15 protein-coding genes are annotated in these 14,399 nt (G+C 65.9%); 12 read left to right on the top strand and 3 right to left on the bottom strand.

Features of this window, described 5'->3' with window-relative positions:
• Window positions 1-156 precede the first annotated feature (156 nt).
• The 7 genes from ACFQU1_RS06045 to ACFQU1_RS06015 all read left to right on the top strand — a co-directional run bounded on the left by ACFQU1_RS06045 (window position 157) and on the right by ACFQU1_RS06015 (window position 6,206).
• Window positions 157-951 carry a thymidylate synthase gene (locus ACFQU1_RS06045; RefSeq protein ID WP_378130337.1) on the top strand — a complete coding sequence of 265 codons (795 nt, stop codon included), beginning with the start codon at window positions 157-159 and terminating at the stop codon, window positions 949-951.
• A gap of 19 nt (window positions 952-970) precedes the next feature.
• Complete coding sequence (locus ACFQU1_RS06040) at window positions 971-1,456, top strand: GNAT family N-acetyltransferase (protein WP_378130335.1); 486 nt, start codon at window positions 971-973, stop codon at window positions 1,454-1,456.
• A complete protein-coding gene (locus ACFQU1_RS06035; protein ID WP_378130333.1) occupies window positions 1,453-1,965 on the top strand; it encodes a dihydrofolate reductase in 513 nt (170 codons plus the stop codon). Before ACFQU1_RS06040 ends, ACFQU1_RS06035 begins: the two co-directional genes overlap by 4 nt.
• A 311-nt stretch (window positions 1,966-2,276) precedes the next feature.
• Window positions 2,277-3,410: an FtsH protease activity modulator HflK gene (gene hflK / locus ACFQU1_RS06030; protein ID WP_378130331.1), complete on the top strand. Its 1,134-nt coding sequence runs from the start codon at window positions 2,277-2,279 to the stop codon at window positions 3,408-3,410.
• Window positions 3,407-4,363, top strand: a complete 957-nt coding sequence (hflC, locus tag ACFQU1_RS06025; RefSeq protein WP_378130329.1) for a protease modulator HflC — start codon at window positions 3,407-3,409, stop codon at window positions 4,361-4,363. Before hflK ends, hflC begins: the two co-directional genes overlap by 4 nt.
• 18 nt (window positions 4,364-4,381) lie before the next feature.
• Window positions 4,382-4,576 (top strand): DUF2065 domain-containing protein, encoded by a 195-nt coding sequence (locus ACFQU1_RS06020; RefSeq protein WP_378130327.1) that lies wholly within the window; start codon window positions 4,382-4,384, stop codon window positions 4,574-4,576.
• Between the two features lie 133 nt (window positions 4,577-4,709).
• Window positions 4,710-6,206, top strand: a complete 1,497-nt coding sequence (locus ACFQU1_RS06015; protein ID WP_378130325.1) for a DegQ family serine endoprotease — start codon at window positions 4,710-4,712, stop codon at window positions 6,204-6,206.
• 34 nt (window positions 6,207-6,240) lie between these two features.
• Here ACFQU1_RS06015 and ACFQU1_RS06010 read toward each other — a convergent pair whose 3' ends face one another.
• Window positions 6,241-7,119 carry a lipid kinase gene (locus ACFQU1_RS06010; RefSeq protein WP_378130323.1) on the bottom strand — a complete coding sequence of 293 codons (879 nt, stop codon included), beginning with the start codon at window positions 7,117-7,119 and terminating at the stop codon, window positions 6,241-6,243.
• Between the two features lie 69 nt (window positions 7,120-7,188).
• On the opposite strand from ACFQU1_RS06010, the gene ACFQU1_RS06005 reads away from it, so the two are divergent.
• Entirely contained in the window at window positions 7,189-7,953 is a 765-nt protein-coding gene (locus ACFQU1_RS06005) for a phosphatase PAP2 family protein (protein WP_378130321.1), read from the top strand.
• Window positions 7,954-7,971: 18 nt separating this feature from the next.
• On the opposite strand, the gene serB is transcribed toward ACFQU1_RS06005, so the two are convergent.
• The gene (gene serB, locus ACFQU1_RS06000; RefSeq protein ID WP_378130319.1) at window positions 7,972-8,910 is read right to left on the bottom strand and encodes a phosphoserine phosphatase SerB; all 939 of its coding nucleotides are present in this window, start codon (window positions 8,908-8,910) and stop codon (window positions 7,972-7,974) included.
• Window positions 8,911-8,937: 27 nt separating this feature from the next.
• On the opposite strand from serB, the gene miaA reads away from it, so the two are divergent.
• On the top strand, window positions 8,938-9,852 hold the full coding sequence (miaA, locus tag ACFQU1_RS05995; RefSeq protein ID WP_378130317.1) for a tRNA (adenosine(37)-N6)-dimethylallyltransferase MiaA: 915 nt from the start codon (window positions 8,938-8,940) through the stop codon (window positions 9,850-9,852).
• A 19-nt stretch (window positions 9,853-9,871) separates the two neighbouring features.
• Here miaA and ACFQU1_RS05990 read toward each other — a convergent pair whose 3' ends face one another.
• Window positions 9,872-10,807 carry a transglutaminase N-terminal domain-containing protein gene (locus tag ACFQU1_RS05990; protein ID WP_378131581.1) on the bottom strand — a complete coding sequence of 312 codons (936 nt, stop codon included), beginning with the start codon at window positions 10,805-10,807 and terminating at the stop codon, window positions 9,872-9,874.
• A gap of 491 nt (window positions 10,808-11,298) precedes the next feature.
• On the opposite strand from ACFQU1_RS05990, the gene ACFQU1_RS05985 reads away from it, so the two are divergent.
• The 3 genes from ACFQU1_RS05985 (at window position 11,299) to ACFQU1_RS05975 (ending at window position 14,385) form a co-directional block, all read left to right on the top strand.
• Window positions 11,299-13,065 carry an acetolactate synthase 3 large subunit gene (locus tag ACFQU1_RS05985; RefSeq protein WP_378130315.1) on the top strand — a complete coding sequence of 589 codons (1,767 nt, stop codon included), beginning with the start codon at window positions 11,299-11,301 and terminating at the stop codon, window positions 13,063-13,065.
• 157 nt (window positions 13,066-13,222) lie between these two features.
• Window positions 13,223-13,687: an endonuclease domain-containing protein gene (locus ACFQU1_RS05980; RefSeq protein ID WP_378130313.1), complete on the top strand. Its 465-nt coding sequence runs from the start codon at window positions 13,223-13,225 to the stop codon at window positions 13,685-13,687.
• Between the two features lie 14 nt (window positions 13,688-13,701).
• On the top strand, window positions 13,702-14,385 hold the full coding sequence (locus ACFQU1_RS05975) for a glutathione S-transferase family protein (protein WP_378130311.1): 684 nt from the start codon (window positions 13,702-13,704) through the stop codon (window positions 14,383-14,385).
• Window positions 14,386-14,399 lie beyond the last annotated feature (14 nt).

Raw genomic sequence — 14,399 nt, 5'->3', positions numbered from 1 at the left:
TCCCGGCGCGGCGCCCCCGGGGCATATGGGCGGTGCGTCCTCGCAAGATGGAGGGGTGAGGGCAATCACAACGGCGGTTTCTTGTGTGCGAGACTGGATCGGTCCATTTCCGAGGGCCCTTCGATCTGCTAATTTCGCGCCGAACGAGGCCCCGCTATGCAGCCCTATCTCGATCTCCTGCGCCGTATTCTCGATGAAGGGCAGCCGAAGTCCGACCGGACCGGCACCGGAACACTTTCGGTCTTCGGCCATCAGCTCCGATTCGATCTGACCCAGGGCTTTCCGCTGGTCACCACCAAGCGGCTGCACCTGAAGTCGATCGTTCACGAGCTCCTGTGGTTCCTGAAGGGCGACACGAATGTCGGCTACCTCCGGGACAACGGCGTCACCATCTGGGACGAATGGGCGGATGAGAAGGGCGATCTGGGACCCGTTTACGGCCAGCAGTGGCGGTCCTGGCAGGGGCCGGACGGGCGGGTGGTCGATCAGATCGCCTGGGTGCTCGACGAGATCCGGCGCAATCCCGATTCGCGGCGCCTCGTGGTCAGCGCCTGGAATCCAGCCGACCTCGACCGCATGGCACTTGCCCCGTGCCACTGCCTCTTCCAGTTCTATGTCGTCGATGGCCGGCTCTCCTGCCAGCTCTACCAGCGCTCGGCGGACGCCTTCCTCGGCGTGCCCTTCAACATCGCGAGCTATGCGCTTTTGACCCATCTGGTCGCTCATGTGAGCGGGCTCGGCGTGGGAGATTTCGTGCACAGCTTCGGCGACGCGCATCTTTATACGAACCACCTCGATCAGGCCCGGCTGCAGCTGACGCGTGAACCACGGCCCTTGCCGCAGCTTCGGCTCAATCCGCGGGTGCGCTCGCTGTTCGACATCAGCTTCGACGATATCGGGATCGAGGGCTACGACCCGCATCCGGCCATCAAGGCGCCGGTGGCGGTGTGATGAAAGCGAGCGGCCGCCCGTGACCCTGTCGATTCGTCCGGCGACGCCGCGCGATGCCGCGCTGATCGTCTCCTTCATCCGGGAACTGGCCGAGTACGAGAAGCTGCTCGACGAGACACGGGCGAGCGAGGCGGATATCGCGACGGCGCTCTTCGGCGAGAATCCGCGGGTCTTCTGCGACATCGCCGAGTGGGACGGCGTGCCCGCCGGCCACGCGCTGTGGTTCTACAACTTCTCCACCTTTCTCGGCCGGCATGGCATCTGGCTCGAGGACCTCTATGTGCGGCCTCCTTTCCGCGCGAAAGGCATCGGCAAGGCGCTCATCGCCCATCTCGCCGCCCGTTGCGTTCGAGAAAGGCTCGGTCGGCTCGAATGGTGGGTGCTCGATTGGAACGAGCCCGCAATCGGCTTCTACAAGAGGCATGGCGCCGTCCTGATGGACGACTGGACCCTATGCCGTTTAAGCGGTGAGCCGCTCAAACGGCTTGCGGAGGAGGGGCCGTGACGCGGCCGATAGCGCTCGTCGTGGCCGTCGCCGACAATGGCGTCATCGGCGGCGACAACCGCCTTCTCTGGCATCTGCGGACAGATCTCAAACGCTTCCGCAGCCTGACGCTCGGGCGGCCGGTGCTCATGGGGCGCAAGACCTATGATTCGATCGGCCGGCCCCTGCCGGGACGAGAGATTATCGTCCTGACGCGCGATGCCGGTTTCGCCGCGCCGGGCGTCACGGTGGCGCGCGACCTTCCCGAAGCGCTGGAGAGCGCCGAATCGGCGGCCGATCGGCTCGGCGCCGATTCCATCATGGTGGCGGGTGGCAGCGATATCTTCGCGCTGACATTACCGCTCGCCACTCGGATCCATCTCACTCGGGTGGAAGCCACGCCGGCCGGCGACCGCTTCTTTGCGCCGGTGGATCTGCAGCTTTTTCGAGAGACGTCGCGCGAGGCCCATCCGGCCGGCCCAGCGGACGACCATCCTTTCGTCTTCATCGATTACGAGCGGCGCGGCTGAGCCTGTCGCCGGCACGCATGACGGGTGGCGCACCGCATTTCTCGTCTGCAAACCTCCGCTCACGTTGACGAAGCGGTGTTCGCACCCCACTTGCGCTTGACATGGTGGGCAGGGCCAACCATCAACCACTTTCGGGTCTCCGCGCGGTCCGCCATCAGCGGCGCTTGCCGGGGAGACGGCCGGCAGCGCTCGTCGGACCGAGCGGTGCCGGAGACGGTATGGACCGGGACCAAGCCATGGCGCAGAGCCGCGATGGCGCGGCTTCCCCAAAATCCGGCCCCAGGTCGGAACAGGACGAGGAACGGCTGAGCATGTCTTGGAGCAACCACAGCGGCGGTCCCTGGGGTCAAAAGCCCGGCGGTCCCTGGGGATCGGGGCCTTCGGGCGGAGGAGGCGGCACGCCCCCCGATCTCGAGGAATTCCTTCGCCGCGGCCAGGATAGGCTCCGCTCGATTCTGCCCGGCGGCGGGGCGAGCGGCCGTGGCATCATCTTCATCATTCTCGGGGCCGTTCTCCTCTGGCTCGCGACCGGCTTCTATACGGTTCGCCCCGACGAGGTCGGCATCAACCTCGTCTTCGGGCGCTGGGTCGGCAATACCGGCGAGGGTCTACGCTACAATTTCCCCTATCCGATCGGCTCGGTGATCACCCCGCAGGTGACGACCGTCAATACGATCGAGGTTGGCCAGCGCACCGGTGACACCTCACGGCGCGTCGCTCCGGCACGCGAGGTGCCGGAAGAAAGCCTGATGCTGACCGGCGACGAGAATATCGTCGACATCAATTTCACGGTGCAGTGGCAGGTCAGTCCCGCCAAGCCGCAGGACTATGTCTTCAATCTGCAGAACCCGGATTCGGCCATCAAGGCGGTCGCCGAGAGCACCATGCGCGAGGCCGTCGGCCGGCGGAACATCCAGTCGGTGCTGACCACCGACCGCGGTGCGATCGAGTCCGAGGTGCGCGAATCGATGCAGACGATTCTCGACCAGTACGGCGCCGGCGTCGAGGTCCGCCAGGTGCAGTTGCAGAAGGTGGATCCTCCGCAGCAGGTCATCGACGCCTTCCGCGACGTGCAGGCCGCCCGTCAGGACCAGGACCGCATCCGCAACGAAGCCGAGACCTATGCGAGCCGTGTCGTGCCGGAAGCGCGTGGCGAGGCGACCCGCATCATTCAGGGCGCCGAAGCCTATCGCGAACGCGCGGTAGCCGAGGCACGCGGCGCGGCGTCGCGCTTCACGCAGGTTTACGACGCCTATCGCACGGCGCCCTCCATCACCCGCGAACGCATGTTCCTGGAGACGATGGAGCGTGTTCTGGCGAATGCCGACAAGGTGCTGATCGACCCGAAGGAACAGGGAGTCGTGCCCTATCTGCCACTCGGCGACCTGCAGCAACGGGCGACTCCGCCGGCCAATAGCAACACCCGGCAAGGAGCGACGCGATGAGCAGCACGATGAAAACCGGCGGCGCAATCGCCCTCCTCGTCGTTCTCGTTCTCGTCTACGCGTCCACCTTCGTGGTGCAGCAGACGCAAATCGCGCTCGTGCTGCGCTTCGGCGCGGTGCGAGACACCATTCTCGACCCGGGTCTGTATTTCAAGGTGCCGCTCATCGAGAATGTCGTGAAGATCGACAAGCGCGTGCTCGATCTCAGCCTGCCGGAGCAGGAGGTGATCGGTTCCGATCAGAAACGCCTCGTGGTCGACGCTTTCACCCGCTATCGCATCACCGATCCGGTGCGCTTCTATCAGACGGTGAGCAATGTGGCCGGCGCCAATCTCCGGCTCGCCAATATCATCAATTCCACCACCCGGCAGGTGCTCGCCGACGCCAATTTCAGCGATATCGTGCGGACGGGCCGGGAAGGGCTCATCCGTCGCATTCGCGACGAGGTGAACACGCAGGCCGGCGGTCTCGGGCTTGCCGTCCTGGACGTTCGGCTGAGGCGGGTCGATCTGCCCCAGCAGAACAGTCAGGCCGTCTACCAGCGCATGCAGACGGAACGTCAGCGCGAAGCCGCTGATATCCGGGCTCAAGGCTCGGAGATCGCGCAGGGCATCCGCGCCCGTGCCGACCGTGACGTGACGGTGATCAAGGCGGACGCGAGCCAGAAGGCAGAAGAGCTGCGCGGCGAAGGTGATGCGCAGAGCAACCGGATCTTCGCCGAGGCCTATGGGCGCGATCCGAGCTTCTTCGCCTTCTTCCGCTCGATGCAGGCCTACGAGACCGGGCTTGGTGCCACGGCTACCGGACCGACGCGGCTGGTTCTGTCGCCCGATTCGGATTTCTTCCGCTATTTCAGCAAGAGCCCGGAGCCGACGCCGTCACCTGCCTCTCCAGCCCCAGACGCGGTTCCTGCACCGCAGGCGCCGACGGGTGCGCCACCGGCATCGCCCTGACGCGCCAGGCGGGCGGGCATGTATGACTTTTTCGCCGCCCTCGGCCTGCTCCTCGCGATCGAGGGCATCATATTCGCCGCCTTCCCAACGGCCACTAAGAAGGCCTTGGCGGAGGCGGCGGAAGCACCAGTCGAGCGCATGCGTCTCGTTGGTATCCTGTCGGCCGTCGCCGGGGTTTGTGTCGTCTGGCTCGTGCGCAGCGGATTATTCTGAGCGCCGCGGCCGCAGCGGCGGTGTCGTGTCGCCGATTCCATCGGCTTCACAAGGGCGTGACCATGCAACGGTCGCGGAGCGGGGGCATTTCGTGTTTCAATAAGGACCGCCCTGCGGCGGTTCTGCACAAGCGATGAGGGCTTCCATGGCCGCTTTCCGGAACATTTCGGTGTCCCTGGTTTCGAACGGAGCCAGACGTGCGTTCACGTCCCTGGCGATTGCCGCGACGATCGCCTTTGCCGCGCCACAGGCGGCGCTGGCGCGTGCCCCCGAGTCCTTCGCCGATCTCTCCGCGCAGGTCACCGACGCTGTCGTGAATATTTCTGCGGCGACCACCAGCGAGGTGCGTGAGCGCGGCATGCCGCAACTGCCGCCGGGCACACCTTTCGAGGACCTCTTCGAGGAGTTCTTCAAGCGGCGTGGTCAGAACGCCCCGACGGTTCCGCGCCGTGCCAATTCCCTCGGCTCGGGCTTTGTGATCGATCCGTCCGGCATCATCGTCACCAACAACCACGTGATCGGCGATGCCAACGAGATCACCGCCATCTTCAACGACGGCACCAAGCTCAAGGCCGAGATCATCGGCAAGGATACGAAACTCGACATTGCCGTGCTCCGCGTGAAGCCGGACAAGCCGCTCAAGGCGGTGAAGTTCGGCGATTCCGACAAGCTCAGGATCGGCGACTGGGTGATTGCCATCGGCAACCCCTTCGGCCTTGGCGGGTCGGTCTCGGCCGGCATCGTGTCCGCCCATGACCGCAACATCGATCAGGGACCCTACGACAACTACATCCAGACGGACGCGGCCATCAACCGCGGCAACTCCGGCGGCCCGCTGTTCAACATGGACGGCGAGGTGGTCGGCATCAACACCGCCATCCTGTCGCCCACCGGCGGCTCAGTCGGCATCGGCTTTGCCGTGCCGTCCTCCATGGCCGGTCCCGTAGTCGATCAGCTTCGCCAGTTCGGCGAGACCCGCCGCGGCTGGCTCGGCGTGCGCATTCAGCAGGTGGACGAGCAGACCGCTGATGCTCTCGGGCTCGACCGGGCGCGCGGCGCGCTCATCGCCGGCGTCGACGAGAAGGGCCCGGCCAAGCCCGCCGGCATCGAAATCGGCGATGTGGTCGTCAGGTTCGATGGCAGGGAGGTCAAGAGCGCACGCGATCTGCCGCGGATGGTGGCGGCGACGCCGGTCGGCAAGGACGTCGAGGTCGTGGTCCTGCGCAAGGGCCAGGAGATGCCGAAGACCGTGAAGCTCGGACGCCTGGAAGATGGCGAGGAGCAGGCGGCCCTGACCAAGGGCGATACCGACACCGACAAGCCGGTGGTGTCGCGCAAGGCGCTCGGGCTTGACCTCTCCAGCCTGACGGACGATCTGAAAAATCGCTACTCGCTGAAGGACGAAACCAAAGGTGTCATCGTCACGGACGTCGACCCGAATTCGGCGGCCGCCGACAAGCGCATTCAACCTGGCGACGTCATTATGGAGGTCGGTCAGGAGGCCGTGGCGTCGCCGGCGGATGTGACGCGACGGGTGGACGCCCTGAAGAAAGAGGGCAAGAAGTCAGCGCTTCTCCTCATCGCCAATACGCAGGGTGAAGTGCGCTTCGTGGCCATCAGCATCGAGTGAACAAGGGGAGGCGCCCGATCGGGCGCCTCCGTACCTATGCCCGGGGCGTGTAGACGTCGACGGCGCACGGGATCACGTGAAAGCTCGCCGGCGTATGGGCGGTGAGCTCGCCGTCGGTATTGACGCTGCGCGGCCGGCGCGTCTCGACGGTGCAGGCCGTGGCGGCAAAGGTGCGGACCTTGCGCCACCGCCCCTGCGTGCCGCGCTTCAAAGCCGGAACGAGCGCAACCAGCTCCCACCAATGATCCACTTCCAAACTGTAGACGTGGAGGAGCCCGTCGTCGGGGCTTGCCTCCGTGTCGACCGTCAATCCGCCGCCGTAATGACGGCCGTTGCCCACCGACACCTGCACTGTGCGTACGATCTCGGTGGTATCGTCGTGGTCGATCTTGACGGTGAAGGGGCGCACGCGGGCGAGAACCCGCATGGCGGCGAGCACATAGCCAAGCGTGCCGAAACGCTGCTTCGCCTCCGCCGTCAACTCGCGCGCGAGATCCGCGCTGAAGCCGATGCTGGCGACATTGAAGAAGGGCACGCCATTGACTTCGCCGAGATCGATCGGCCGATGATAGCCGTCAACGATGATGCCGGCCGCCTCGACCGGGGTTGGGGGGATGCCGAGACTGCGGGCGAGATCATTGGCCGTGCCGAGCGGCAGGATGCCGAGCGGAAGTTCCGTGCGCGACAAGGCGGGCGCTGCCCGGTTGAGGGTTCCATCGCCGCCACCGATGATGACGCAATCAAATCCCGCCTTCGGTGCGCTGTCGATGAGAGCAGGAGCATCCAGCGGATCAGCGTCTGTGAGGTCGATGCCGCCGTCGCGCAACCGCTCGAGCGCTTCCGCCGGCACAGCCGACCCGCTGCGGGCATGGCGGTTGATAATGAGCAGAGCCTTGCGGCGATCGTTCGGCACTCTTGTCTCCTGCTGCGGGCCGGGGGCGTTGCTATAGGCGCGTCCGAGGACAAACTGTAGGTTGCTGCGATGCAATACAAGACCGCAGTCAAGCGCTATCTGCCGTTCGATCTCAGTCGCGCGTCGCAATGGGCCGCCCGCGAAATCGGCATCCTCGCCGCGCTCGCCGTGGCGGCCGGCGGCGTCCTCGGCTTCATCGCCCTTGCCGATGAAGTGCGCGAAGGCGAAATCCGGGATTTCGACAGCGCAATCCTTCTTGCGCTGCGCAATCCCGCCGATCACGCCGACCCGATCGGGCCGCAGTGGTTGGAAATCGCCATGCGGGATCTGACGAGCTTCGGCAGCGTCTCGGTGCTCACCTTCATGGTGGCCGCCGTGCTCGGCTATCTTCTTCTCATCCGCAAGCGCGGCGCGGCGCTCCTCGTGCTTGTCTCGATCGGCGGCGGCACGGCACTAAGCAGCCTGTTGAAGTTCGGCTTCGACCGCCCGCGGCCGGATCTCGTCGCGCATCTCGTCGACATCCACACGCTGAGCTTCCCCAGCGGCCATGCGATGCTGTCCGCCGTGACCTACCTGACGCTCGGCGCCCTGCTGGCGCGCGTCGACGCCCGTCGCGCCGTCAAGTTCTATATCCTTGGGGTTGCCGTCGCGCTCACGCTCGTTGTCGGGATAAGCCGGCTTTACCTCGGCGTCCACTGGCCAAGCGACGTGCTCGCCGGCTGGTGCGCGGGCGCGGCCTGGGCGATGTTCTGCTGGCTGGTCGCGCTCGTCCTACAGCGACGGGGCACGATAGCCCCCGGGGCCGAAGGCGAGGTGGGGCCGAAAACCGGCTGATGCGATGACTTCGTCTGGCTATGAACCAGTGACGAAGTCGCTGGTCCGGTAGCCCTGGGCGTAGAGGAGCGCCGTGAGATCGGCGTGGTCGAGCCGGGCGTCCGCTGCGGCCGCCACCGCGGGCTTGGCGCGGAAGGCGACGCCGAGGCCGGCCTCGTCGAGCATGGCGAGATCGTTCGCACCGTCGCCGATCGCCACGGTTTCTTCTGCACGGACACCAAATTTCTGGCGGAGCTCGCGCAAGGTGGCGAGCTTGGCCTCGCGGCCGAGGATCGGCTCCTCGACCTCGCCCTTCAGCCTGTCCCCTTCGACGATGAGGCGGTTGGCGCGGTTCTCGTCGAAGCCGAGCATCGCGGCGATCCGGCTCGTGAAGAGCGTGAAGCCGCCGGAGACGAGGCAGGTATAGGCGCCGTTTGCGCGGAGCGTCGCGATGAGCGTCTTGCCTCCCGGCGTCAGCGTGATGCGCTCGGCGACGATGCTGTCGACCACGGTGATGTCGAGCCCGGCGAGCAAGGCGACGCGCTCGCGCAATGCCGGTTCGAAGGCGATCTCGCCACGCATCGCGCGCTCGGTTATTGCCGCCACCCGATCTTTCAGCCCCACGAAATCCGCAAGCTCGTCGATGCATTCCTGTCCGATCATGGTGGAATCCATGTCGGCGAGGAACAGCCGTTTGCGCCGGTGGGCGAGTGGCTGGACGATGACGTCGACCGGCGCGCCGTCGAGCGCGCCACGGGCGGTTGCGGCGGTGACCCGCGGGTCCGGAAAGGCGCCGCCCGCCGATCCCGGCGCGAAGGGGATATCGGCGGCGAGCTTCTTGTCGAGACGCGTAGGAGCTGCCGCATGCGGCAGCACTTGCGCGATGCGGCCGATGAGGGCATCGCTGAGCACGTCCGTGCCGGAAGCTGCGACCAAGGTCGCGACATGGCTGGGGGCTGGGTCGGTTTGGGCGTTCATGCAGGGACCATAACGGGGGAGACGGACGTGTCGGACAGGCTACGGGCCGTCCTCATCGCAGGGCCGACGGCTTCCGGCAAGTCCGCGCTGGCGATCGCGGTTGCCCAGCGCATGGGCGGCCTCATCGTGAACGCGGATTCCATGCAGGTCTATCGGGATCTGCGCGTCATCACGGCGCGGCCGAGCCTGGCGGAGGAGGCGCTCACCCCGCATCTGCTCTATGGGCATGTGGACGGGGCCGAGAATTATTCCGTCGGGCGCTATCTCGCCGATGCAACGCGCATTCTCGACGAAGCGCGCGCAGAGGGCCGACCGGTGATCGTCACGGGCGGCACAGGCCTTTACTTCAAGGCCCTCACCGAGGGTCTCTCCGATATCCCGCCCGTGCCGGAGACGGTGCGGCAGGAGGTTCGTGCGCAGGCCGAGGGGCGGGAGACGCCGCATCTATTTGCCGATCTCGCCGTGCGCGATCCGGCGAGCGCTGCCCGGATCAGTCCCACCGACCGGCAGCGCATCCTGCGGGCGCTCGAGGTTTTTGCCGCCACCGGGCGCTCGCTCACTGCCTTTCGCGGGCAGCGCAAGCCCGGACCGCTGGCTGGTGCCGCCCGCTCCGCCTTCTTTCTGGCGCCGGACCGGACCGAGCTCGGCAGGCGGATCGATGCGCGCTTCACCGGCATGATCGATGCCGGCGCGCTTGACGAGGTGCGGGCGCTCGCCGCGCGCCGGCTCGACCCGGACCTGCCGGTGATGCGCGCTCATGGCGTGCCCTGGCTCATCCGGCATCTCGCCGGGAACCTTGCCCTCGACGCCGCAATTGCCGAAGCGCAGGCGGACACCCGCCGCTATGCCAAGCGGCAATTCACCTTCTTCCGGCACCAGCTCACGGGCTTCACCTGGGTGACGCCGGAAGACGCGGAGAATGCGGTCGCGGCATCGCTCTAGCTCGGCGTCGCGCGGGCCGCTATCGGCCCTGCTCCACGGCCCGGCGTGCATCTGGGAGCGCCTCCTCGACGAGGGTGGCCGGAGGCTCGGCGGTCACCTCCACCTCGACCTCCATGCCGATATAATCGGATGGAAAGCCGATCCAGGTTCCGGACAGCGGCACGGCCTGGCGCGGGTCCCGCGCCACGGCGACCCGGATCAGGTCGCGGTTGCCGATGATGCCATTGGTCGGGTCGAATTCCACCCAACCGGCTCCGGGCAGATAAATCTCGCACCAGGCATGGGTGGCGCCGCCGCCGTTGTGAGAGGCGCCGTCGCGATCCGGTACATAAAGATAGCCCGAGACGAAGCGGGCCGCGAAGCCGAGGGAGCGGACGGCCTCCATCATCAAGAGCGCGAAGTCGCGGCAGGTGCCCTGGCGCAGCGCGAGCGTGGTTGAGGGCGACTGCGTGCCCGCCTCCATCCGCCGCACGTAAGTGAAGCTCTCGCGGATGGCGCAGGTCATCGTCATCAGCAACGAGCCGGTATCGGTCTGCCGCCCGATCTTCAGGAATTGCCGTGCCCATGCATGGAGCGTCCGGTCGGGATCGGGATAATGCGCCTCCATCGAACGGGCGAGGTCTGGCAATTCCTCCGCGTCATAGGAAACCGGATAGGTTTTGGCATGCTCGTCCATCTGGAAATCGGGCGCATTGGATGGCGAATGCTCCAGCCGGATGTGGCTCTCGAAGCGCAGTTCCGCCGCCCGCCCGGAGAAGCGCGCAAGTGCGACGCAATTGCCGAAGACGTCGTGGATCCAGCGCAGCGAGGCGGGCTGCGGGGTGATGACGAGATCGCTCGCGAGCAACCGCTGATCGTAGCTGTCGCGCGGCCGGAACATCATGCGATGTTCGCCGAAGCCGACCGGCTGCTTGTAGCGGTAGGTCGTGACGTGGCGGACTGCGAAGATGGTCAAGCCAGTACCCGCCTTTTCCTCTGCGGAGCTGCGCGGCGTCATGCTCCAGCTTTCCGCGTCGCTTTTCAACCGAGCGTCCGAAGTGAACGTTCGAAGTGAACGTCCGAAGTGAGCGTCCACGATTCGCGCAATTCCTACCATGGCCAGGCTGCGGGCGCGGCTGCTGTCATGCGGGCTTTGCACATCGGAGTGCATCTGGCGCATGTGCAGGTCGACCGGGGGAGGCGGCAAAGCGGCGCCGGCATCCCGCCCTGGCGACAAATGTGGTGAAAGCATCTTGACCGGCTTTCCGCTCTCCACTAACGTCCCGCAACTTCAATCGGGATGACCAGCGCATGCGCGCGAAGCTTATTGTATCGGGGGCGCCATCGACGGAGCGGGTTTGACCCGCAGGTCCGGTTGGTGGCGCATGCAGGCTCCTTCGGGGGCCTTTTTTATTGCCCCGATCGGATCCGCTGTCCGGTTTGCCGAATACGGAACGGAGCATATCCATGAGCGAGACAATGAGCGGCGCCGAAATGGTGGTCCGCGCCCTGCAGGACCAAGGCGTCGAATTTCTGTTCGGCTATCCGGGCGGCGCCGTGCTGCCGATCTATGACGCGTTGTTCCACCAGGAGAAGATCCGCCACGTGCTCGTGCGCCACGAGCAGGGCGCGGTCCATGCGGCCGAGGGCTACGCCCGCTCCTCCGGCAAGGTCGGCTGCATTCTCGTGACCTCAGGGCCCGGCGCGACCAACGCTGTCACCGGCCTAACGGACGCGCTGATGGATTCCATCCCGCTCGTCTGCATCACCGGCCAGGTGCCGACGCAGCTCATCGGCTCGGACGCCTTCCAGGAATGCGACACGGTCGGCATCACCCGGCACTGCACGAAGCATAATTATCTCGTGAAGCGCATCGAGGACCTGCCGCGCATCTTGCACGAGGCCTTCTATGTCGCGTCGAACGGCCGGCCGGGTCCGGTGGTCGTCGATATCCCGAAGGACATCCAGTTCGCCAAGGGCAGCTATCTCCGGCCGACCGACAATCAGCACAAGACCTATCGGCCGCAGGTCAGTGGCGATCTCGACAAGATCAAAGCCGCCGTCGCGCTCATGGCCTCGGCCAAGCGGCCGATCTTCTATACGGGCGGCGGCGTCATCAATTCCGGGCCGGAGGCGTCGGCGCTGCTGCGCGAACTCGTCAAGCTCACGGGCTTTCCCATCACCTCGACGCTGATGGGCCTCGGCGCCTATCCGGGCTCCGATGGCCAGTTCCTCGGAATGCTCGGCATGCACGGCACCTATGAGGCCAATCATGCGATGCATGATTGCGATGTGATGATCGCCATCGGGGCCCGCTTCGACGACCGCATCACCGGACGGATCGATGCCTTCTCGCCGCATTCGCGCAAGATCCACATCGATATCGACCCGTCGTCGATCAACAAGAACGTCAAGGCGGATATCGGCATCATCGGCGATTGCGGGCATGTGCTCGAAGACATGGTGCGGCTATGGCGCACGACTGCGCCGCAGGTCGACAAGCCGGCGCTCAAGAGCTGGTGGGGCGAGATCGGCAAATGGCGGGCGCGGGATTGCCTCGCCTATCGCCGTTCCGACGAGATCATCAAACCGCAATATGCGCTGGAGCGCCTCTACGCGCTGACGAAGGACCGCGATACCTACATCACGACCGAAGTCGGCCAGCACCAGATGTGGGCGGCGCAGTTCCTGAAGTTCGAGGAGCCGAACCGCTGGATGACCTCGGGCGGCTTGGGCACCATGGGCTATGGCCTGCCGGCGGCAATCGGCGCGCAGATCGCCCATCCCAAGGCGCTCGTCATCGACGTCGCCGGCGAGGCCTCGATCCTCATGAACATGCAGGAGATGTCGACCGCGATCCAGCACCGGCTGCCGATCAAGGTCTTCATCCTCAACAACCAATACATGGGCATGGTGCGCCAGTGGCAGGAGCTTCTGCACGGCGGGCGCTATTCGGAGAGCTATTCGCACTCCCTGCCGGACTTCGTGAAGCTCGCCGAGGCCTATGGCGGGGTCGGCATTCGCTGCGAGAAGCCGGGCGATCTCGACGGAGCGATCATGGAGATGATCGATACGCCGCGGCCGGTGATCTTCGACTGCGTCGTCGACCAGACCGAGAACTGCTTCCCGATGATCCCCTCGGGCAAGGCGCATAACGAGATCCTGCTCGGCGATGCAGCCGCCGCGTCCGATATCGGCACGGTGATCGACGAGAAGGGCAAGATGCTGGTGTGAGCTATACGGGTTCACCCACCCCGCCGCGGCTGACGCCGCGACGACCCTCCCCCTCAAGGGGAGGGTGGGGCCGGGCGCTGGTGTACCCTCCCCTCGAGGGGGAGGGTCGCGCCGAAGGTGCGGGGTGGGGTGATGCCGACGAGGCGCGGAGACGGGCATGTCGCAGCACGACGGACTGCGTAAGTTCCGGGTCGCTCGCGCCAAGGCGCTCCGGGCTAGGACGACCGAGCCGGAGCAGGTTCTCTGGCGTGCCCTGAAGCGCGTACCCACGCTCGGCACGCATTTCCGCCGGCAGGTGCCGATCGGACCTTATGTGGCCGATTTCGCCTGTCTCAGGGTGAAATTGGTGATTGAGCTAGACGGCGGACATCATTCCGAGGAGGCGACAGTGGCACGTGATACCCGCCGAACGGCGTGGCTGGAACAGGAGGGGTATCGCGTCCTGCGCTTCTGGAATGCTGAGCTGTCGGACAATCTGGAAGGTGTATTGGACACGATCTACGCGGCATTGCACGGTGGCCTCGCCGCGGAGATGAAGCCGGTCGCCACCCCACCCCACCCCGCCGCGGCTGACGCCGCGGCGACCCTCCCCCTCAAGGGGAGGATATCGAACCCGTTGTGATCACGCGAGGTCCCATGCCCACGCTCGTCATCGCCAATAAGGTCTATTCGTCCTGGTCGCTCCGGCCGTGGATCCTCATGCGTCAGCTCGGCATCGCCTTCGACGAGGTGACGATCCCGCTCGATGAGCCGGACACCAAGGCGCGGATCCTCGCTTACGGGGCCGGGGGCACCGTGCCGATCCTCGTCGACAACGACGTGACGGTATGGGAATCAACCGCGATCATGGATTATGCCCACGAGCGCTGGCCGGAGGCAGGCGTATGGCCGGCGGATCGCGCGGCGCGGGCAATGGCACGCGCGGTATCGGCCGAGATGCATGCCGGTTTCCGGGCGCTGCGCTCCGCCTGCCCGATGAATATCGCCAAGAAATTCGCGGCGCGCGACCGCGGGCCGGATGTCGCCCGGGACGTCGCGCGCATTACCGCAATCTGGCGTGGCACGCGCGAGCGCTTCGGCGCGGGCGGGCCGTTCCTCTTCGGGCGCTTCTCGGCGGCCGATGCCATGTACGCGCCGGTCGTCACGCGTCTCGAGACCTATTCCATCGACGTCGATCCGGTGAGCCGCGCCTATATGGACGCCGTCCTCGGCACGGAGGCCTTCAAGGCCTGGAAAGAGGCAGCGCTCGCCGAGACTTGGGTTGTCGCCCATGACGAGGTCGACGAGCCCGCCATTGCCGATTATCGCAAGAAGACCTGATCATGCGCCACGTT

The sequence above is a fragment of the Chelatococcus sp. GCM10030263 genome (assembly GCF_042666455.1).
Taxonomy (GTDB): Bacteria; Pseudomonadota; Alphaproteobacteria; order Rhizobiales; family Beijerinckiaceae; genus Chelatococcus.
The sequence above is the reverse complement of the archived record's forward strand: the minus strand, read 5'-3'. Positions and strand labels throughout refer to the sequence as shown.